Here is a 20,399-nt window from a genome sequence, read left to right as displayed (position 1 = left end):
ATTCTACCGCTCAGGCAGAAGTCACACGCCACCATTTGGGCAACAGCCTGCGCACTTGCGGCCTGTTGTAGCGCTCGTCCATGAGAAATACGACGCCTTGATCATCTGTGCTGCGGATCACGCGTCCGGCAGCCTGAACGACCTTGCGTATGCCTGGATACAGATAGGCATACTCATAGCCACCGCCGAATGATGCGGCCATACGTTGCCTGACCTGCTCGTTGGACGGATTGAGCTGCGGCAGGCCAAGGGTAGCGATAAAGGCGCCTATCAACCGCTGCCCTGGCAGATCAATACCTTCAGCAAAGGCACCACCCAGCACAGCAAAACCCAAACCGCTGCCGGTTTCCGAAAAGCGCTCCAAGAACGCGTCGCGCCCGGCTTCAGGCATATGCCGTGCCTGTTCCCAGACGGGGACTTCCGGATGGCAGCTTTTGAACAGGGTCGCCAACTGCTGCAGGTAATCAAAGCTGCTGAGAAAGACGAGATAATTGCCCGGCTTGGCAGCATATTGCCTGGCCATGAGATCGACCATGGGCTGCAAGGAAGCGCTGCGGTGCTGATAGCGTGTGGAGATGCTGTGCGCTACCTGAACATGAAGCTGCTCGGGCTTGAAGGGTGATTCCACGTCCATCCAGATGCTGTCGGCCGGCATACCCAGCGTATCGCTGTAGAAATGTGTTGGAGTCAGCGTGGCCGAAAACAACGTCGTGAAACAGGCTGCATCAAAGCGCGGTGCGAGAAAGCCGGCAGGAATAAGGTTGCGCAGGCACAATACAGACTGCCTTGCCGTTCTGCCGGCAGCCGGAGCTCTGATGGTGATATCAAATACCGAGTGACTGCCAAACAAGTCTGCAATGCGCAGAAAGTGCAGCGCATCGAAGTAAAAACGCTGCAGACTGCTGTCAGCATGCCCAGGGTTGTCCGTCTGGAAATCAATGATGGCGGCCACGGCTCGCTGCAATGCCCCGATCAGTTTCTGAGGAAGGCAGTCATAGGCCTGGTAAGCCACATCCTGGTTCCTCACCAGCTCGTTCCAGCAACGATTCACGCTATCGATCGTTCGCCTCAACACAGTCGGAGCCGAGCGTCGCAACGACATGAAGGCTGTCCGTTCCAGCTCGGCGCTATACATTGCACGCGCACGGTCAAGCAGATTATGGGCCTCATCGACCAACACGCCAGAGCGCCATTGATTGGCCACCATCAGGCCATGCAGCATGGCACCCGAGTCAAAATAGTAGTTGTAGTCACCCACTGCAACATCACACCAGCGCACCAGCTCTTGCCCCAGGTAGTACAGACAGACCTGATGCTCCGCCGCCACCTGCCGCAGCGCCTGTTTGTCGAGGAAGCCACCGCCGAGGGCTGCCTTCCGGGCTTGCGGCAAGCGGTCGTAGAACCCCGCTGCCAGCGGGCAGGACTCACCATGGCAAGCCTTGTCCGGATGCTCGCAGGCTTTGTCACGCGCCACCAGTTCGATGACACGCAAAGGCATCTGTGGAGCCATGCTGCGAATCTGCCTCAGGGCTTGCAGGGCGACACTGCGTCCGGAGGTCTTGGCGGTAAGGAAAAAGACCTTGTCCAGCTTCGCTGCGGGGGCCGCTTTCAGCGCAGGAAACAGCGTACCTATAGTCTTGCCTATGCCTGTCGGGGCCTGGGCCGCCAGGCAGTCGCCGCCACGCGCCGCTTTGTATACCGCTACCGCCAGGGGCCGCTGGCCCGCTCTGAACTCAGGGTATGGAAAGCGCAGACCTTCCAGCCCGTGATCGCGATTCTTCCGATGCATCAATTCCTGGTCGGCCCAATCCAGAAACAGCCGGCACTGCTCCTCGAAGCCTTGCCGAAGGGCGGCAGCGTTGTGCAGCTCGCTGATTACGGTTTCACGCTGGCTCTGGATATCGAAATAGACCAATGCCAGCCTGAGTTCAGGCAAGCTCAGCTTCTGGCAAAGCAGATGGCCGTATATCCTGATCTGGGCCCAGTGCAAATGACGATGATTGGCAGGCATGCGGGCCAGGTCGCCGCGAAATGTCTTGATTTCCTCAAGCTGCTGCTGCACCGGCTCCCAGCCGTCGGCACGACCACGAACAAGCAGATTACCAAATTCGCCCGACAGACTGATCTCGGTCTTATAGTGCGCAGGGCGGCGTGCTGCCACCAGCGCATGACCTGCAATGCCCTCCTGGGCTGTCGGTGCCGGCGTGAAACGCAGATCCAGGTCACCCTGTTTGGCCGTGAACTCGCACAGGGCACGCACCGCTACGGCATATTTCATACCGGTTCTTCTGCCCACTGCACATGACAGACCTCGACAGGCATATCGTGCTGCGCACAATAATCGAACCATCGCAGCTGATTGTCCTGCAGACGATCGCCAGGCCCTTTAACCTCAATCATGCGATAACGCTTTTCCAGCGGCCAGAACTGGACCAGGTCGGGGAAGCCTGAACGATGAGCAGGTATATCGAGCAGAATGCGCTCAAACCATTTCTTCAGATGAGATGCCGGAATGCACGCCAGGGCATGGTCGAGTAATTGGTCGGTCATGATGCCCCAAGCCACGAATCCCGACTGGATGCCGGCTTTTCGTTCATGATTGTGCACGATGGTGTTTCTGTAGGCACCGGAATCAAGCTGAGCCAGACAGCTGTCGAAGAGCTCCTTACGCCGTGAGTAGAAATCAATACTGTGCAAATCAGCCGGCGTACGCTGGAAGGGATGGAAGAAGGCGCCGGGCAGCGCCGCGAAGATTGCGTCCCAGCACAGCAAACCAAATAGCGCGTTGACCAATGTATTTTCTACATAATAGACGGGGCTGTACGACTGCTGGAGGTACTTGCGGACCAATTCCTCGACGCAGGTGAACGCAGCAGGTTTGGGCAGGCTCAGTACCTGTTTGCTCATGGCCGGAGCACTCCGACGCGCAGGAAGCGGCCGACCAAGCTTGCGTAACAGCCGCGGCAACGTGCGCTCGATTTGCTGCTTTTCCGCTTCGTTTTCGGGCTCCTGCAATGCTGCCTGCGCCAATTGCAGGGCCGACTCAAACTGTTCACTGAGCTCGAGCACACGTACGCGTCGGCTACGCGCGCCCGCTTGCGCAGATTGCGCATACAAAGCATGCGCCCCGGACCAATCACGGCGTTGTTCGTAGTGGCGTCCGAACTGGAACAGCAGCTTGGCGCGGCGTCGCTCCAGCCACTCGTTCTGGTAAGGCGCCGGCGGAATATCCTGCACCACAAGCCCGGCATCCTCTCCAGCACGGAACCGGTCACCACAATCGTGCAGATACAAGTAGTCGTCGATATCTTGCCGGCTGTGAAAAATTCGCGATGTTGCAGGGAACTCTACTTTTTCGTAGACATACAGGCCCAGATCGGCAAGCACAAACTCGGACCAGTCCTGGTGCAAATTGCCAAAGAACATCAGTCTTAGACGTTCGCACAAAGGCATAACGAGCAACTCGTATACATGATCGGTTGGTGCTGCATGCCAGGCATGGATGGGCAGTGCTTCGGTGTATCGCTCTTTCAAGGCCAGGTACTGCGCATCTTTGCGGGTGTGCTGACCGCACAGCTCCGTACCGAAAGCCCGGCCCAGTTCGGCCTTGGTCAGCAGGCCGAACAATTGCTCGAGTGTCAGTGCGGGGCTGTCGTTCAGCCAGCCCTGCTCGACCAGAGCCCGGGCAGCCACAGCGGTGCTGCCGATCTCGTCGTAGCGCAGCTTGCTGCTTCTGAAGAGCGTGCCCTTGCGCATGATCATTCTGACCAGCAGCGCCCGCGAGGCGCGTGGAAGCTCTTGAAAACGGCCAATGAAATCGCGTTCATTGCTGGCCAGCAAGTCATCGTAACGCTGCGAGACCCAGCGAAGGACCATCTCGAAATTGTCGAGATAGTAATAGCGGTTTTCGAGCACGGGGTTCATCGGCACTGAACAATAACTGTATTTAAATACAGTATATCAAGCTTGCGGCCAACAGGCATTCTGGCCAAAATGCATGATTTAAAAAAGCTGCTATAATTTCGCTCTTCTCTGGTTATGCAGCTTGTACACCAGTGATTTCGCGGGAATAGCTCAGTTGGTAGAGCGCAACCTTGCCAAGGTTGAGGTCGCCGGTTCGAGACCGGTTTCCCGCTCCAGATTTCAAAAAGGCCCAAACTTCGGTTTGGGCCTTTTTTTGCTCAGAACATAAGGCACAAAAATGGACATGGCATTAATCCTGTTAATGGTCTTTGGAGTGTGGATAGTGCTGCGGACGCGTTACCAGCGCACGCATATTGCACTGCTGGCACAGCATCTGGCGAACCTGCAGCTGGAGCGACACATGGAAACGCTGACTCAGGGCTATACCCGCGCCATCCACGAGAAAGACGAGAATCGGCAACTCCAGGTATTGGCGGGGTTTGCCACGACCGAGAAGGCGGTGGCGGGTAATATTCAAACCCTGGCACGGAGCATGCAAAAAGAAAGCCGGCAGGCGGCCAGCCTGATCGCCTTGCCCTTTTGCCTGCCTTACGCCGAACACTTTCTTCCCTCGGTCACGCGGGACTTTCGCAAGCTGCTGCACATACATGCCGCCGGCCTGCAGTATGCAGCAGAAAACGAAGGTGGATGGAGCCCAAAGGACCGTGCCTTTCACCTGTCTGCAGAGCTATATCTGCTGCAGCACAGCTGCCACTGGTTTTGCAAGTCGCGTGGCGTGGCCGACGCGAGGTTGATGCTCAGGCATCAGATCAAGCATCAGGATGCCCTGGAGTCTGTTGCTGCACCGACTCGTTCGGCTTACTTGAAATGGATGCAAAACGCTGATGCCTGAAGCCGGCGTCGCCCCGACGGCGGGGCGTACCGGACGACGACAGCTTACTTTGCCTTGACGTATTGCTGAATTGCGTTGGCAGCGCCGGTGGTCCATGCATCAAGCAATGGCTGAAGGTTGGCCAGCCGAACTCCACCCTGCCCCTGGGCTGAATCTGTAATCCGCTCGCCGGTACCACCGCGCACGGCAGCGTACAGCAACTCGCCCGAAACACTGTCAGTCACTTTCGATTCAATGGCAACCGTGGCATCTGTCGGCAAGCCACCCTGCATCGCCGCCTTGGCGCCAGTCACGGCAAAGGCAACCGGTATGAATTGATAAGCCTTCAATGACCTGGTTTCGCTTGCAACGGCGGTGATGGCGACGCTCACATGCGCCACACCCGGACCTGCCTGCTCAACGATCCGGACCTTCTGCCCCATTTTATTGCGCAGCGCCTGATCCACTTCCTGACGGATCTGCGTCAGGGTTTCCTTTGAAACGTTTTCGGTGGCCTGCGGCTCGGGGTAGTACACCACGTGATCGAGCTTGATCGCGTTATAGCGGGCTGGAGTAAAAGCCGGATTCACGTAAGCCAGGCGCGCACTGCCATCGGGCGCAGACATTTTTTGCAAGCGGGAGTAATCAGGCAGGAAGCCCGACTCCTTTGGCGTCGTTGACGTAGCACAACCCGCCACCAGCGTTGCTGTTGAAATGGATAAAAAAATGTTGCGCAGTGAATATTTGACGCTCATTACTTACTCCTGTTGGGCCTGCGTATTAAGGAAAGGTCAGACGCCCGCGCCATCCATTCCTGCCCTTCAGCTGGTCGCCCGTGTAAACAAGTGTACCTGCTGCACGCGGGTGCAACATACCCATGTCACAACTGAACAGCCCATGGTGTAGTATCGTTTCCCTATTTGAATTTGAATGCCCCGTGATGATCCCGAACACGGAACCCGCATGCGGGGGCATTGCCATACCATGCAAATATCAATACATTCCGCCTGGCCAGCCAGCTTTGAAACCACCGCCAGGGTTGCATCGCTCCCCCTGAGCTGGATCCGATTCTTTGCGGTACTGGCTATAGTTGCCCTGCTCGCTGCATGCGGAACAACCAAGCCGGTCGGAACAGGTGAGTACCGGGTCGTCAGAGGCGACACCCTGACCAAGATCGCACAAATGCATGGACAAAGCGTGAGCTCGCTCAAACGCCTGAACAAGCTCAAGGACGCCGATCATATTCGTGTTGGCCAGATCCTTAAGGTCAATGGCAAGGCCGCTACCGGCACTTCGTCTACCTATACCCCGCCGCCACCTGTCACCGGCCCGTCTATTGCCGCACCGCGCTCGATCAATCTGATCTGGCCTGCTGAAGGCAAGTCACGTCGGGGAACTTCCGCTTCAAACAGCCAGGCCGTTTATATCTCTGGCACCGAAGGCTCGCCCGTCAAGGCAGCCGCCAGCGGCAAGGTGGTATACGCAGGCAATGGCTTGCGTGGTTATGGCAATATGCTGATCGTCAATCACGATGCAAACTTCCTGACCGTCTATGCACACAATAAAGACTTGCTCGTTAAAGAAGGAGCGCAGGTCCGGCAGGGTCAAACCATAGCTTCCATGGGTCACACCGAAAGCAATACCGTGCAGCTGTATTTCGAGTTGCGCTACAACGGCAAAGCCGTTGACGCCTTGCGGTATCTGCCCAAATAGGCTGCCAATCAGGCGTTCAGACGCCGATATCCTCGTTCCAGAGCTCAGGCCTGGCATTGATGAAGTCTCGCATCAGCGCAATACAGGTTTCGTCCTGCAGCACCGTGCACTCGACCCCTTGCTGATGAAGCAGCGCTTCACCGCCCATAAAGGTCTGGTTCTCGCCAATGACTACCTTGGGTATGCCGTAAAGCAATATGGCGCCGGTGCACATGGGGCAAGGTGACAGCGTGGTATAGAGTACGGACTCCCTGTACACGCTGGCCGGCTGGCGCCCCGCATTTTCCAGAGCATCCATTTCGCCGTGAAGTATGGTGCTGCCACGCTGCACCCGCTGATTATGCCCGCGACCGATGATGCGGCCCTGGTGCACCAGAACAGAGCCTATGGGAATTCCGCCTTCTTCCAGCCCCAGCCGGGCTTCGTGGATAGCCGCCTTCATGAAGTCATCCATACTGTCTCCTTTTATTCCAGTCCCATTTATACTGCACGATAGCGCCGTTTCTTTGACAATCCCACCCCGGCATACATCAAGCTTTACATGTCACGACTCAGAACCTGCCATCCGGGCATGATCCAGGCCCTTCGATCCAGCCACAACGCCCGCTGGCGCATACCTGCCGTCATCGCAATATCCGCCGCTGTTGCAGGCTGCGCCACCACACCGCCCGATAACCCGGAAAATATCTGTGAGATATTTCGCGAGAAATCGGGCTGGCACAATGCAGTAGAACAAACACAGAATAAATGGGGAATACCTCCCCAGGTGATTATGTCGGTCATCTATCAGGAATCCAGTTTCCGGCATGACGCTCAGCCACCACGCCGCTACCTGCTCTGGGTCATCCCCTGGGGCCGTGTCAGCTCGGCTTACGGCTACGCCCAGGCCAAGGATGAAACCTGGGCCGACTATGAACGCGAAGTCGGTGGCTGGTTCAAAAGCCGCGACGACTTCGGCGATGCAGTTGATTTCATGGGCTGGTACATGAACAAGGCGCAACGCCTGAACGGCACATCCAAATGGGATGCCTATGGCCAGTACCTGAACTATCACGAAGGCTGGACGGGCTATCGCAACCGCAGCTATGACAGCAAGCCCTGGCTGAAGAATGTAGCAGCCAAGGTTCAGGCACGCGCCGAGCGGTTCGGCGCGCAATACCGAAGTTGCAAGGGTAGTCTGTAGCGTCTTGCACCGCTTTTAGTGCGTCCTCTTTTTTTCTGCTAATGTCGTGCTGGTTTTTGAAATTTGTTGAAGGTAAAAAGTATGACTACACCCGCCCCGACAGGGAATGACAACGAACAGGCCGTGAACAACACAGATGGACAATGGCTGCTGGACGATTTCCAGGGCAATGACTTTTTCTTTGCTTCACCCACCCGGCAATACCGGGGCCGAAGCGGCAACGGCCTGCTGTCTGCCTATCAGCCAGTGAACAATGCAGTCGTTCAGTCGCTGTTCGAGCAGGCTGCACAACGCGGCGTGGAGCATCCATTGATGTTCGGGCTGGTTCCCTTTGACGCCACCGGCAACGCCAGCCTTGCGATCCCGTTGCAATGGGAAGCAGCCGATATCCCCGAGCATGCAGAGCAAGCCAACGCTGGCGCACGTCCTGCGATTGTCAATCGCACGCCGGTCCCTGCTCCCGAACAATACGGCGATATGGTCCGCAAGGCTCTGACGCTGTTCGCGCAGGGCGAGCTGAAAAAAGTCGTACTTTCCCGCGCCATGGACATCGAGCTGGACAGCCCCGTTGACTATGCCCGGCTGCTGCCTGACTTGCTCAGGCGTAATGCCCACGGCTATACCTTTGCCATACCCATTTGGGCCGAGGGTCCGGATGCAGCCCCAAGTGGTGTGATGGTTGGCGCCAGCCCGGAACTGCTGGTACGCCGCAGCGGCGACCGCATCTATGTCAATCCCCTGGCAGGCTCCATCGGCCGCAGCAGCGATCCTGAAAAAGACCAAAGCCTCAGGGAAGGCCTGGCGCGTTCTGAAAAAGACCTGCGCGAACATGGCTATGTCGTTGCCGATATCGTCCGCATCCTGCGCGAGTACTGCGACGAACTGGACGTACCCGACGGCCCTTCGATCATCGGTACGGATACGCTGTGGCATCTTTCCACCTATATCACCGGCCGTCTGCGCGACCCATCTGTCACCGCGCTGGAACTATCGTGCGCGCTGCACCCCACCCCTGCAATTTGCGGCCATCCAACCTCGGTGGCATTTGGCCACATCCAGCAACTGGAAAGCTTCGACCGGGGCTATTTCGCGGGATTGGTGGGCTGGCAACTTGCCAATGGAGACGGTGAATGGGCACTGGCCCTGCGCTGCGCGCTGCATACCAATGGCAATCGCTTGCGTCTGTACGCTGGTGCCGGCACGGTGGCGGGCTCGGATCCTGACAGCGAGATCAGGGAAACGGCCACCAAGATGGAAACCTTCATGCGGGCCATCAGCTGACGGCCTGCATGCATGGCTGCCGGCCTTTTTGACTGGCAGCCGTGCTTTGGCAGTTAATTAACGCTCAGGTTCAGGCGTTTGATCAGCGGCTCCCAGCGCTGCAATTCCTCGTCCATGTACTGGGCGAATTCTGCAGGTGTGTTGCCAACGGGTTCCATGAACTGACTACGCAAGCGCTTCTGCACCTCGGGATTCTTGATGGCTTGTATCAAAGCGTCGGTAAGTTGACCCTTGATATCTTCGGGGATGCCTGCAGGCGCCACGAAGCCTATCCAGCCCGACCCTTCTATGCCAGGAATACCCTGTTCACCAACGGTAGGTGTATCGGGCAGAAAGCTGACGCGGTCACTGTAGACCACTGCCAGGGCACGCAGCCTGCCATCGTTGACCAAAGGCATCACCGCAATCGGCGGCAAAGCCGCGAAGTGGGTGTCGCCCGCAATCAGCGAGGTTACCGCTGCCGGTGACGATGGATAAGGCACATGGACGGCCTTGCCCCCTGCACGCTCAAGCAGAAGCTCTACTGACAGATGCGAAATGGTGCCTGCGCCGGTAGAGGGGAAGTTGTAAGGGGTATTGGGATCTTTCACAGCCTCGAGCAAGTCGGCAAGAGACTTGATGTCTGACGAAGCCGGCACAACCAGGATGTTGGGCTGATGCACACCCAATGTAAGAGGCGAGATATCTTTCCTGGGATCGTACGGCAACTCTTTGTACAGCACGGTGTTGTTGACCATAGGACCGGTGATGGAGACACCAAAAGTGTAGCCATCGGGCGCCGCCTTGGCGATCACCGAGGTTCCCAGGTTGCCACTGGCACCTGGCTTGTTCTGTATAACGATAGTTTGACCCAGTGTCTTGCCTGCCTGTTCCGCGATAATGCGCGCGGCCACATCAGGACTGGATCCCGGCCCAAAAGGTACAACCAGCGTTAATGGCTTGGTTGGCCATTTTTCGGCCGCAGCCGCGGGCATTGAAATACCTAATGCCAAAATCGCCGCCAAGCCGGCATTTATCAGACTGCGCATGGAAAGTGACTCCTGTGTAATGTGGATATTGTCAGAGGAGTTTACAGCAGCTACCTGCCCTTGATCAGATGTATCAGTCGTCGATCACGCTTGGTCGGACGCCCGCCCGCAATATCCAGCGCCGGTTCCGGTGCGAGGCGCCGCATCTCGGCAGCCTGTTCACGCGCACTGATGCTTGCGGGAGTTTCCTCGTAGAGTTCGCGCGCAACAGTGGCCGGTCCACGAACATTGCTGACAGCAACGACCCGAACGTGTACGGGAGGATCATCCTTGCGCACGGTGACAAGATCGCCTGGCCCCACTTCGCGGGCCGGCTTGGCGGGCTGGTCGTTCACGGCCACACGCCCCTTGCCAATTTCCTGCGCCGCGAGACTGCGTGTCTTGTAGAACCGCGCCGCCCACAACCACTTGTCGAGTCTGATCTTGGTCATTGCGCTGCACCGCCAGACAATTCAATACCGGTGGGTATACATCAGCTGCAGGATGTTGAGCCCGGGATTGGGCCGCTTGATTCCGGCATTGGAATAATGCGAAAAGCGCAGGCCGAGACGGCTGCTGTCTGACAGATGGGCGCCTATGCCTATATGGTCGCCGAACTGGAAAGCTGTGCTCAGCTGCTTGTCGGCAAAGGTGGTATGCGAAAAAACTGTTGCGCCGACACCTGCTTCCAGATAATAGCGCTCGCTCCAGGTCCAGCGGAGCAAGGGCGTGGCGCTGAACTGCCAGACACTGGATCGCGAACGCGAACCGTTGGCCATCCAGTACGCCGCGCCAAGCTCGGCCACCAGGTCCAGCCGTCCGTAGCCTTCGGAGAACCGGTACGTCCACAATGAAGGAGACTCCCAGGCAAGTTCCGCCCGATTGTAGTTATCGCTATAGCCAGCCCGCACGCTGATCCCGCCGAAGGCAGGATCGGCCGCACCGGCGTTAGCCGTGAAAAACATGGCAACCAACACTGCCGTCACGGCACCCGCATTTTTAATAGTCCGAGCCATCCGATTCCCCAAAAAACACTTGCTCACTGCTATGCAGACACGGAATCATAAACCAAATACCTGAATTGGCCGCCGTCCATAATCGCTGGATGGGATATGATCTGAACACCCTTTCGTCGTGTATCGGGCACAAGCTCCCGGGCGCACCACAGCCAGAGGAATGAAACGTGTCTTTTCGTACAGCCCGCAAGTCTGGTATCTGCCTGCTGCTTTGCCTGGCAACACTGTTTCTTGCCGGGTGTTCGCACACAGAACCGCGACACCAGACCAACACCTTGGCACTCTCTGCCGAAGCCACACAGAACACACGACTGGGCCAGGCCATTGTGCCACTCACCGGGAAACATCAAGGTCTGACCGGCATCCACCTGCTGAGCAGACCCAACGATGCCTTTGCCGCCCGCATGCTGCTGACCAAGGCAGCCGAACGCAGCCTGGATATCCAGAGCTATATATGGCGCAAGGACACCAGTGGCATCCTGCTGCTGAACACCGTGTATGACGCCGCCGAACGCGGCGTGCGTGTACGACTGCTGCTCGATGACAACGGCACCACTGGCCTTGATACGGAGCTGGCCGCGCTGGACATGCATCCCAATATCGAGGTCAGGCTGTTCAATCCTTTTTACTGGCGCAAACTGAAGCTGCTGGGCTACCTGACTGATTTCAAGCATGCCAACCGGCGCATGCACAACAAATCATTCACTGCTGACAATCAGGCCACCATTATTGGTGGACGCAACATCGGGGACGAATATTTCGGTGCCAGCCCCGATGCCTCGTTTTCCGACCTGGACGTGCTCGCAATAGGACCGGTCGTTCAAGAGCTTTCGCACGATTTCGACAAATATTGGGCCAGCCAGTCCTCATTTCCCGCAGCCCAGGTACTGGCGCCGGCAACGCCCCAGGATCTGGCAGCCCTCACCATGACGGCAGGCGATACGGCAAAATCAGAATCTGCAGCATCGTATATGAAAATACTCGGTGAATTGCACACCATTCAACAGCTGATCAAGGGTGAGCTTCCCATGGAATGGGCGCGGGCAAAAATGGTAAGCGACGACCCCGCCAAGGGCCAGGGAGACGTCCCTCCCCAGGATTTGCTGATTCGTCAGCTCGTCGACATCATTGGCGAACCCGCCAGCAGCCTGAATCTCGTTTCTTCGTATTTTGTGCCGACCGAAACCGGCACGAAAGCCTTGACCACCCTGGCACGCAACGGCGTCAAGGTACAAGTCTTCACCAATTCGCTGGCAGCTACCGATGTGGCGGCAGTGCACGCCGGTTACGCCAAATGGCGCGAAGACCTGCTGGAGGCAGGCATCAAGCTATACGAAATGAAGCGCACTGAATCCGGCACACCCCGCCCGGACTCCAGGCCTGGCAGGTTCGGCAGCTCGGGCTCCAGCCTGCACGCCAAAACCTTTTCGGTAGACGGGACACATTTCTTTGTGGGCTCATACAATTTCGATCCCCGGTCGGCGGTGCTGAACACCGAGCTTGGATTTATTGTCGACAGCCCCGTCCTCGCCAGGAAAATAGACGCCGCGTTCAACACAGACATTCCCAGGAATTCGTATGAAGTCCTCCTGGACCCGGATGGTAGCCTGTATTGGCTGGAACACGTCAATGGCACACTGCAGCGTCACAATATCGAGCCCGACACCACCCTGTGGCAACGCGCCAGCGTCTGGTTTGTGTCACATCTTCCCATAGACTGGCTACTATAGCCTCAAGAAATGCTATACTCTTTTGCTTTACAGATTTTGGTGTGGTTTTTCATACCAAAGTTTGCGGCGCAATGGCAGAGTGGTTATGCAGCGGATTGCAAATCCGTGTACCCCGGTTCGATTCCGAGTTGCGCCTCCACACCGCTTATCACTTGCGGCTATTAGTCCCTTCCAAAACAATCGTTCCTTTCCCCGACGGCCATCCCTACAATTTCTGAGTCCCATCCAGGAATCAGGCCATGTCGTCAGCCCTACCCGACCTTTTGCTAGCATCGTTTGCAGAAACCCTGCTCATGACCGGCGCATCCGGCCTGTTGGGGTCAGTAGCTGGCGGGGTGCTGGGCCTGTATCTGCACCTGACGCGGCATTACATCATCCCGTCCGGCACCGCAGCCCGTATCGTGGGGCTTGCCGTGCGCGGACTGCATTCCACGCCTTCCATCATTATTCTTGCAGCATCAATTCCGCTGACACACTTTTTGATGGGCAGCAACGCCGGCATGATCGCCCTGATTATTCCACTGAGCGTTATTGCGACATCGTTCGCCGCACGCTATGTGGAAGCGGCCATGGATGGTGTGGACCGTCATATTATCGAGGCTGCGCAAACCATGGGGGCTTCGTGCAGGCAGATCATCTGCAAGATCCTGCTGCCCGAAGCCGCGGCCAACATCATTGCCGGTCTGGGCATCACGCTGGCTAGCCTGGTGGGGTACTCCGCCCTGGCCGGCGCGATGGGAGGTGGCGGCCTGGGCGACCTGGGCATACGCTACGGCTATGCCAACTTCCTGCCCGAAGTCATGCTGGCATCAGCGATCATGCTGGTCGTACTGGCAGAAACCTTCCATGTTCTGGGGCTTGTATTGGCTCAACGCCTGAACCAGCGTTAGACTATCCGTACCGGCCTTCCGGCAAGACCCGGCCTGCGCCGGGCTGGCCAGGCCTTCACTCCGATAGCTACAACACATGGATCCACAAGTAATTGCAGCAATGGCACGCTGGCCGGATGTACCCGACGTCTATGGCTGGCTTTCTCTTTCCGAGCGCGGAGAATGGCGTCTGCACCCGCAGGGTGATGCCTTGCTTCCCGAACATTGTGTCCCCGACGCACTCAGCGCTGGCGAAGCCATTACCAGCCCTGCCATACTGCAGTTCATGAACCGCAACTATGCCGCCGATGCCGCTGGCCAATGGTATTTCCAGAATGGCCCCCAGCGGGTGTATGTTCGCCTCGATGCGGCTCCTTACATCGTGCATACGGTGCAAGATGCCACGAGCAGTCGCCTGCGCACCCATACCGGCCACGATGTCGCCAGCGTCTCTGCATGGTGGCTGGACGACAGCGGCAAGTTGTACGCCCTTACTGATCTGGGCCCTGCCCTGATATCAGGTCGGGATCTGGCCGATCTGCTGGCCAGATTACGCCTGGCTGATGGCACATCGCTGCTTGAGGCTCTGGATAGCGGTTTGACCGACGAGCAGCTGATTCAATGGACCGGGGAAAACACGACGGCACCGCTGCGGTTTTGCTCCGCATCCGAGGTGGCGGCCATACTGGACTTTGTACCTTGCCCCGCATTGAGTAGAATCGCTTCATGACTTCACCCGCTCCTGCCTTTTACTTTCCCGCGCCGCGCACACAAAAATTTTGCAGCCAGTGCGGCACCGGAATTACGCAGCGCATTCCGCCCGACGACAATCGCACACGCGACGTCTGCGAGCACTGCGGTGCCGTGCATTATCAGAACCCGCGCAATGTCGTGGGTGTGCTGCCGGTCATTGATGACCGCGTCCTGCTGTGCCGCCGTGCCATCGAGCCACGTTACGACAAATGGACTCTGCCGGCCGGGTTCATGGAACTGGGCGAAACCACTGCACAAGGCGCAATGCGCGAAACCCAGGAAGAGGCTGGCGCCCAGATTGAACTGGGACCGCTCTATACCGTGATTGACGTGCCCCATGCCGAACAGGTTCACTTCTTTTATCTGGCCAAGGTGCTGAGCGAAGACCTCTACCCTGGCCCGGAAAGTCTGGAGGCTGCGTTTTTCCACATCCATGACATTCCCTGGAAAGAACTGGCGTTCCGTACGGTGATTACCACACTGGAGCATTACATCGCCGACCTGAAGACCGGAGTTTTTCCCGTACATCATTACGATATTCCTGTCCCCTTCCCCAAGCAGTAGGTTTTCAATGGCAAGCCTGATCTGGCTGGACGATTGCTCACCTTTCCCCGATCCCGAATCGGCGCTGCCTGAAGGCTTGCTCGCGGCGGGCGCGAACCTGACCGTCGAGCGCCTGAGCCAGGCCTATCATCGTGGCATCTTCCCCTGGTTCAACGAGGGGGATCCTGTTTTGTGGTGGAGCCCGGATCCGCGCATGGTACTGGCCTGTGACGAGTTCCGGCTCTCTCAGTCACTGTCCAAGAAGCTCAGGCAAATTGCCCGCAGCGAAGGCAGTGCATCGGCACGCATCCGCGTAACGACCAATCTGGATTTTGCCGCCGTGATCCATGCTTGCTCGGAGCCTCGCCAGGCGCAGCACGCGACCTGGATTTCACCTGCGGTCCAGGCTGCATACACCGCCTGGCACCACGCCGGAGCGGCACACAGCATAGAGACCTGGATAGACGGGAAGCTGGCTGGCGGCCTGTACGGCGTTTGCCTGGGCAGGTTTTTCTTTGGCGAATCGATGTTCAGTCGAGCCACGGACGCCAGCAAGATTGCCATCGCTTATCTGATACGCTTTTTGTCCAGACGCGGTATCCACCATATAGACTGCCAGCAACAAACCAGCCACCTTGCGAGCCTGGGTGCGAAGCCAATGAGCCGTCAACAATTCATGGTATTGCTGAACCGGGCCCTGCAATATGCGGCGCCCGAATGGGGTCGAGGGGAAATATGGCAATCGGGCGAGCTTGCATCAGACAAACAGGAAACGCCATAATGAATTCCGTGTTGCATTATCGGGCCTTGCCATGAGCCATTTGTCTGAACCCGGATTAAAAACCCTGCAGTTTTATACGACGGCTACCTATCCGTGCAGCTATTTGCCCGGCCTTGAGGCCCGCTCGCAAGTGGCAGCGCCTACCCATCTGATCACCGATGAAACCTATTCCTATCTGATCGAACAGGGTTTTCGCCGCAGCGGCTTGTTTACCTACCGCCCGCACTGCGATCGATGCCAGGCCTGCCGGCCCATACGGGTCGACGTCAATGGCTTCACGGCCAACCGCAGCCAGCGCAGGGCCTGGCAGCGCCACAAGACACTGGTGGCAACCGAGCACGCCTTGCATTGGCATGACGAGCATTTCGAACTTTACCAACGCTACCAGTCCAGCCGGCATCCCGGCGCCGGCATGGATGAAGACAGCCGCAGTCAGTACACACAGTTTTTACTGACCAGCCGGGTAAATTCCAGAATCATTGAATTCCGGCTGCCGACGGGCGAGCTGCAAATGGTTTCCATCATCGACGTCATCAAATCGGGATTATCGTCCGTCTATACGTTTTTTGACCCTGATGTACCCGGCAGTCTGGGCACCTACGGAATACTGTGGCAACTTGAACAGTGCAGGCGCCTGCAACTGCCCTGGCTATACCTGGGGTACTGGATCCAGGAAAGCCGTAAAATGGCTTACAAATCACAATACCGGCCCTTTCAAATTCTCAGGCGTGGTGTCTGGGCCCAGCCATCCGCCTAAGCCTTTCTATCCGCATGTCATTCCTATTCAATACTTATGCGCTGGCCCGTCCGGCACTTTTCTCGCTGGATGCCGAATCCGCACACGAACTAACGCTGAAGTCCTTGCAAAAGGCTTACGATTGCAGCCTCACTCGTGGCATGATGGCCTCGCGACCTGAACTGCCTGCGTCCCTGATGGGGCTGGCCTTGCGCAATCCGGTAGGCCTGGCTGCCGGCCTGGACAAGAACGGCGCGCATATCGACGCCCTGGGCAACCTGGGATTTGGCTTTGTTGAAGTCGGCACCGTGACACCGCTGGCCCAGCCGGGCAACCCCAAGCCGCGCATGTTCCGTTTGCCTCAAAAGCAAGCCCTGATCAATCGCCTCGGTTTCAACAACCTTGGATTGCAGGCCTTCATTGCCAATGTCCGCAAAAGCCAATGGCGTGAGCGTGGCGGGATACTCGGACTGAACATCGGCAAGAATGCGGTAACGCCCATAGAGCGAGCCATCGATGATTACCTGCTTGGCCTGGAAGGTGTTTATCCCCATGCCGACTACATTACCGTCAATATTTCCTCGCCCAATACCCAGAACCTGCGCACGCTGCAAGGACAGGACGAACTGACACAGTTGCTGCAACCGCTGCAGGAAAAGCGCAAGGCGCTGGCCGACCGGCATGGTCGTCACGTACCCATGGCGGTCAAGATTGCGCCGGACTTGAGCACCGGGCAAGTCGATATCATTGCCGATCTGCTGCCGCGCTACGGCATTGACGGGGTCATTGCCACCAACACCACCTTGTCGCGCGACGCGGTAAAAGGCCTGGCACATGGCGAGGAAGCCGGTGGCCTGTCAGGCCCGCCGGTCCATGAACTGTCTTTGCAGGTAATTGCCCGCCTGCGCGAGCAACTGGGCGCAAGCTACCCGATTATCGGCGTGGGCGGCATCGTATCGGGCCGGCAGGCAAAAGAAAAAATCGACGCGGGTGCCAATGCCATCCAACTTTATACAGGGCTGATTTATCGAGGCCCTGCCCTGATAGCAGAATGCGTACAGGCCCTGAAGCGTTAGCGCCTGATGTCTTGCGGCCAGACGGCACACAGACTGTTCGGCCGCACAGAAAAAAGCCCAGGGCGCGATGTCCTGGGCTTTTTATTGCAGACTCCCGCAAGGAGAGCTGCTACAACTTAGTTGGCTGCGCTGGCGCGACGTGCACGGGGAGCTGCCTTGTTGGCGGCTTCGGCGGCATCGGTAGCGGCCTTGAACGTTGCCGAAGCAGCTGCGTTGATGTTGGATTCAGCAGCTTCGGTTGCCTGGCGGGTAGCCTTGGCAACGGATTCGTAAGCACTGTTTGCTGTAGCCAGCGAGGACTTCAGCAAAGCAACAGCACCTTCGGAGCCGGTAGGCGCGTTCTTCGAGATCTGGTCGATCGCGTCGGAAACCTGGCGTTGGCCTTGAGCAACCTGCTCTTCGGTCAGCTTGGACAGGTCCACCTGAACACCCGAGAAAATGTCATAGACATGCTTGCTGTAAGCCAGGGCTTTTTCAGCGCTGGGCTGAACCAGGCTGGACGAGAAAGCTACTGCTTCCTGGGCGTCTTTCAGCTCGATGGCTTCTTGCGACTTTTGCGCTACTTCGTCGAGGGTGGCCTTGATAACTTTGAGATTCAGGTCAACCAGCTTTTCGAAGCCGCCGAAAAAAGTGCCCTGGATGGCCAGCAGGTTGTCCAGCGAGGCTTTCTGGTTAGCCAATACGTGTTGGGGGATTGCGCTCATAATATTTCCTTTATAAGGCAGTCGCTACGCGACTGCTGATAATTGAACAGTGTTCAAACATAAAATAAAGAAGGCTAAGCAAATCACCAAACTTGTGTGAAAACCTTCTTGCTGCATCGCACAAATTCTATTTTACGTTAAAAAACAACCAAGTCAATAGATATTTGTTGCGACGCAACATTTATCTCTTTTTTGATTTTGATCTGATTTCCCGAACAAAATTGAAAAAGTAAGGGCTTAACCTAAGGGACAGGCCGCTGGTTTTACCCTAGCATTCAGTCCGCTTATTTCTTTTAGCTTCCATCATCTCACCAACACCTTTCCGTTTCGTTACAAAACATGGAGTCAAACTTGAAATCCAAAAGACTGAAGCTTGGATCAGCCGTGTTTGCCAGCGCACTACTTAGCGCCGGTATTGCACAAGCCGCCGACTACCCCGACCACGCGGTCAACATGGTCGTACCGTTCTCTGCCGGCGGTCCCACCGACAACGTTGCACGCTCACTGGGTGAAGCCATGCGTGCCTCGCTGGGTGAAACCATCGTTGTCGAGAACAAGGGCGGCGCAGGCGGTACTATCGGTACCAGCCAGGTTGCCCGCGCAAAACCCGATGGCTACAGCATCCTGTTGATGCATATCGGCTTCTCGACCGCTCCATCCCTGTATAAAGACCCTGGCTACAACCCCGACACCAGCTTTGAGCCTATTGGTCTGGTCGTCGACGTGCCCATGACCATCATCGCCCGCTCCGACTTCCCTGCCAACAACATCGAAGAGCTGGTCGCCTACCTGAAAGCCAACAAAGACAAGGTTGCCCTGGCTAACGCAGGCATCGGCGCGGCCAGCCATCTGTGCGGCACCATGTTTACCAATGCCATTGGCGTTGATTTGCTGACTATCCCCTACAAGGGCACCGGTCCGGCAATGAACGACTTGCTGGGCAAGCAAGTTGACGTGATGTGCGACCAAACCACCAATACCACCCAGCACATCAAGGCCGGCACCGTCAAAGCCTACGCGGTCACCAGCAAGCAACGTGTTCCAACGCTGCCTGACCTGCCCACCATGCAGGAAGCCGGCTACGATGGCTTCGAAGTGGGTATCTGGCACGGCATGTGGGCGCCCAAAGGCACTCCCAAGGCAGTAACCGACAAGCTCACCTCGGCACTGCAAGCCGGCCTGGCGAATGAAGACTTCCAGAAACGCATGGCTGGCCTGGGCGCCACCGTGCTTACGAACGAAGCCAACGGTGAAGCATTGACCAAAAAAGTGAACCAGCAAGTTCCTCAGTGGGCCGAGCTGTTCAAGAAATCAGGTATACAGCCTCAATAAGTACCTGACCGCCACACATGGCATGCCCCGCTTGAGCGCGCTGGCGGGGCATTTTTATTGGCGTTACGGGGCTTCGTAGCCCAAGGCTTCCGATATCTGGCCAGCCGTGCGCAGCAATATCGGTATCCACTCATCCCGCATGCGCTCTGCCGGGGCGGAAATCGACAGGCCCGCCTGCATCTTGCCCGTATCATCGTAAATGCCGGCGGCAATGCACCGGACTCCCATTTCCAGCTCTTCGTTATCACGCGAGTAGCCATGGCGACGTACCAACGCCAGGTCCCGCTCGAGCTGTTCTGCCTGGGTAATGCTGTTGCGCGTTGTGCCCGCCAGGCCTGTACGGGTGATGTATGCCCTGACCTGGCGCGGGTCGCTGACCGACAAAAACAATTTGCCGGTAGAGGTCAGGTGCAATGGCGCCCGCCCCCCAATGGCACGCACGACCTGCATGCCCGAGCGCTCGCTCCAGGCCCTTTCTATGTAAACAATTTCGTCGCCCTGCTGCAACGACAGGTTGATGGTCTGACCCGTCAGCTTGTGCAGCTCACGCATGGGCTCAAGCGCCACTTCACGAACATTGAGCCTGCCCTTGACCAGCGAGCCCAGTTCCAGCAGACGCATTCCCAATTGATATTGCCCGCTGTCGACACGCTCGACATAGCGCCCGACCACCAGGTCATTCAGAATGCGGTGTGTTGTAGAGGTGTGCAGCCCGGTCGCCGCAGCCAAGTCTTTCAACGCCACCGGGTCTGCCTGCTGCGCCAGAACATCCAGCAGGAGCATGGCGCGCTCGAGCACCTGTATCGTGATTGAGTGTCCGTTGATGGCAGGCATGCCATTGGGCGTCGGTTTCATGAGAGAGGTTCGTGGCATGGTTATA

21 protein-coding genes and 2 tRNA genes are annotated in these 20,399 nt (G+C 57.3%); 14 read left to right on the top strand and 9 right to left on the bottom strand.

What is annotated here, in order from left to right:
* Positions 1–10: 10 nt before the first annotated feature.
* On the bottom strand, positions 11–2,278 hold the full coding sequence (locus tag LKR43_RS01375; RefSeq protein WP_227682048.1) for an ATP-dependent DNA helicase: 2,268 nt from the start codon (positions 2,276–2,278) through the stop codon (positions 11–13).
* Positions 2,275–3,924: a VRR-NUC domain-containing protein gene (locus LKR43_RS01370; RefSeq protein WP_227682047.1), complete on the bottom strand. Its 1,650-nt coding sequence runs from the start codon at positions 3,922–3,924 to the stop codon at positions 2,275–2,277. Before LKR43_RS01370 ends, LKR43_RS01375 begins: the two co-directional genes overlap by 4 nt.
* Positions 3,925–4,063: 139 nt before the next feature.
* Between LKR43_RS01370 and LKR43_RS01365 the strand changes: the two genes are divergently transcribed.
* Positions 4,064–4,139, top strand: a tRNA-Gly gene (locus LKR43_RS01365).
* 62 nt (positions 4,140–4,201) lie between these two features.
* Positions 4,202–4,816, top strand: a complete 615-nt coding sequence (locus LKR43_RS01360; protein WP_227682046.1) for a hypothetical protein — start codon at positions 4,202–4,204, stop codon at positions 4,814–4,816.
* 44 nt (positions 4,817–4,860) lie between these two features.
* Here LKR43_RS01360 and LKR43_RS01355 read toward each other — a convergent pair whose 3' ends face one another.
* A complete protein-coding gene (locus tag LKR43_RS01355) occupies positions 4,861–5,550 on the bottom strand; it encodes a DUF3313 domain-containing protein (RefSeq protein ID WP_227682045.1) in 690 nt (229 codons plus the stop codon).
* Positions 5,551–5,725: 175 nt separating this feature from the next.
* Here LKR43_RS01355 and LKR43_RS01350 point away from each other — a divergent pair, with 175 nt between their 5' ends.
* Positions 5,726–6,508, top strand: coding sequence for a peptidoglycan DD-metalloendopeptidase family protein (locus LKR43_RS01350; RefSeq protein WP_227682044.1), 783 nt, complete (start codon positions 5,726–5,728; stop codon positions 6,506–6,508).
* A gap of 16 nt (positions 6,509–6,524) precedes the next feature.
* Here the strand turns inward: LKR43_RS01350 and LKR43_RS01345 are convergent, their stop codons facing one another.
* Complete coding sequence (locus tag LKR43_RS01345) at positions 6,525–6,962, bottom strand: nucleoside deaminase (RefSeq protein WP_227682043.1); 438 nt, start codon at positions 6,960–6,962, stop codon at positions 6,525–6,527.
* 117 nt (positions 6,963–7,079) lie between these two features.
* On the opposite strand from LKR43_RS01345, the gene LKR43_RS01340 reads away from it, so the two are divergent.
* Positions 7,080–7,691 (top strand): transglycosylase SLT domain-containing protein, encoded by a 612-nt coding sequence (locus LKR43_RS01340; protein ID WP_227682293.1) that lies wholly within the window; start codon positions 7,080–7,082, stop codon positions 7,689–7,691.
* Positions 7,692–7,772: 81 nt separating this feature from the next.
* The gene (locus LKR43_RS01335; protein ID WP_227682042.1) at positions 7,773–8,972 is read left to right on the top strand and encodes an isochorismate synthase; all 1,200 of its coding nucleotides are present in this window, start codon (positions 7,773–7,775) and stop codon (positions 8,970–8,972) included.
* A gap of 53 nt (positions 8,973–9,025) precedes the next feature.
* Here LKR43_RS01335 and LKR43_RS01330 read toward each other — a convergent pair whose 3' ends face one another.
* Genes LKR43_RS01330 through LKR43_RS01320 form a run of 3 tightly spaced genes read right to left on the bottom strand, consistent with a single transcriptional unit; the run spans position 9,026 to position 10,995 of the window.
* A complete protein-coding gene (locus LKR43_RS01330; protein ID WP_227682041.1) occupies positions 9,026–10,000 on the bottom strand; it encodes a tripartite tricarboxylate transporter substrate binding protein in 975 nt (324 codons plus the stop codon).
* A gap of 50 nt (positions 10,001–10,050) precedes the next feature.
* Positions 10,051–10,431, bottom strand: a complete 381-nt coding sequence (locus tag LKR43_RS01325) for an RNA-binding S4 domain-containing protein (protein WP_227682040.1) — start codon at positions 10,429–10,431, stop codon at positions 10,051–10,053.
* A gap of 21 nt (positions 10,432–10,452) precedes the next feature.
* Positions 10,453–10,995 carry an acyloxyacyl hydrolase gene (locus LKR43_RS01320; RefSeq protein ID WP_227682039.1) on the bottom strand — a complete coding sequence of 181 codons (543 nt, stop codon included), beginning with the start codon at positions 10,993–10,995 and terminating at the stop codon, positions 10,453–10,455.
* Positions 10,996–11,162: 167 nt separating this feature from the next.
* Here LKR43_RS01320 and LKR43_RS01315 point away from each other — a divergent pair, with 167 nt between their 5' ends.
* The 8 genes from LKR43_RS01315 to LKR43_RS01280 all read left to right on the top strand — a co-directional run bounded on the left by LKR43_RS01315 (position 11,163) and on the right by LKR43_RS01280 (position 17,483).
* Positions 11,163–12,725, top strand: coding sequence for a phospholipase D family protein (locus tag LKR43_RS01315; RefSeq protein WP_227682038.1), 1,563 nt, complete (start codon positions 11,163–11,165; stop codon positions 12,723–12,725).
* Between the two features lie 65 nt (positions 12,726–12,790).
* Positions 12,791–12,864 (top strand) — tRNA-Cys (locus tag LKR43_RS01310).
* Between the two features lie 100 nt (positions 12,865–12,964).
* The gene (locus LKR43_RS01305; RefSeq protein WP_227682037.1) at positions 12,965–13,615 is read left to right on the top strand and encodes a methionine ABC transporter permease; all 651 of its coding nucleotides are present in this window, start codon (positions 12,965–12,967) and stop codon (positions 13,613–13,615) included.
* A 76-nt stretch (positions 13,616–13,691) separates the two neighbouring features.
* Positions 13,692–14,324 carry a DUF2946 family protein gene (locus LKR43_RS01300; protein ID WP_227682036.1) on the top strand — a complete coding sequence of 211 codons (633 nt, stop codon included), beginning with the start codon at positions 13,692–13,694 and terminating at the stop codon, positions 14,322–14,324.
* On the top strand, positions 14,321–14,911 hold the full coding sequence (locus tag LKR43_RS01295; protein WP_227682035.1) for an NUDIX hydrolase: 591 nt from the start codon (positions 14,321–14,323) through the stop codon (positions 14,909–14,911). Before LKR43_RS01300 ends, LKR43_RS01295 begins: the two co-directional genes overlap by 4 nt.
* A 7-nt stretch (positions 14,912–14,918) precedes the next feature.
* A complete protein-coding gene (gene aat, locus LKR43_RS01290) occupies positions 14,919–15,671 on the top strand; it encodes a leucyl/phenylalanyl-tRNA--protein transferase (protein WP_227682034.1) in 753 nt (250 codons plus the stop codon).
* A 31-nt stretch (positions 15,672–15,702) separates the two neighbouring features.
* Entirely contained in the window at positions 15,703–16,428 is a 726-nt protein-coding gene (locus LKR43_RS01285) for an arginyltransferase (RefSeq protein WP_227682033.1), read from the top strand.
* 14 nt (positions 16,429–16,442) lie between these two features.
* Positions 16,443–17,483, top strand: coding sequence for a quinone-dependent dihydroorotate dehydrogenase (locus LKR43_RS01280; RefSeq protein ID WP_227682032.1), 1,041 nt, complete (start codon positions 16,443–16,445; stop codon positions 17,481–17,483).
* A 116-nt stretch (positions 17,484–17,599) separates the two neighbouring features.
* Here LKR43_RS01280 and LKR43_RS01275 read toward each other — a convergent pair whose 3' ends face one another.
* Entirely contained in the window at positions 17,600–18,187 is a 588-nt protein-coding gene (locus tag LKR43_RS01275) for a phasin family protein (RefSeq protein WP_227682031.1), read from the bottom strand.
* A 351-nt stretch (positions 18,188–18,538) separates the two neighbouring features.
* On the opposite strand from LKR43_RS01275, the gene LKR43_RS01270 reads away from it, so the two are divergent.
* Entirely contained in the window at positions 18,539–19,519 is a 981-nt protein-coding gene (locus tag LKR43_RS01270; RefSeq protein ID WP_227682030.1) for a tripartite tricarboxylate transporter substrate binding protein BugD, read from the top strand.
* Between the two features lie 63 nt (positions 19,520–19,582).
* On the opposite strand, the gene LKR43_RS01265 is transcribed toward LKR43_RS01270, so the two are convergent.
* Positions 19,583–20,374 carry an IclR family transcriptional regulator gene (locus tag LKR43_RS01265; RefSeq protein WP_227682029.1) on the bottom strand — a complete coding sequence of 264 codons (792 nt, stop codon included), beginning with the start codon at positions 20,372–20,374 and terminating at the stop codon, positions 19,583–19,585.
* Positions 20,375–20,399: the final 25 nt, after the last annotated feature.

It is taken from the genome of Pusillimonas sp. MFBS29 (assembly GCF_020687695.1).
Taxonomy (GTDB): Bacteria; Pseudomonadota; Gammaproteobacteria; order Burkholderiales; family Burkholderiaceae_B; genus Pusillimonas_C.
Note: the sequence above shows the minus strand (reverse complement) of the source record. Positions and strands in the feature narration are given on the sequence as shown.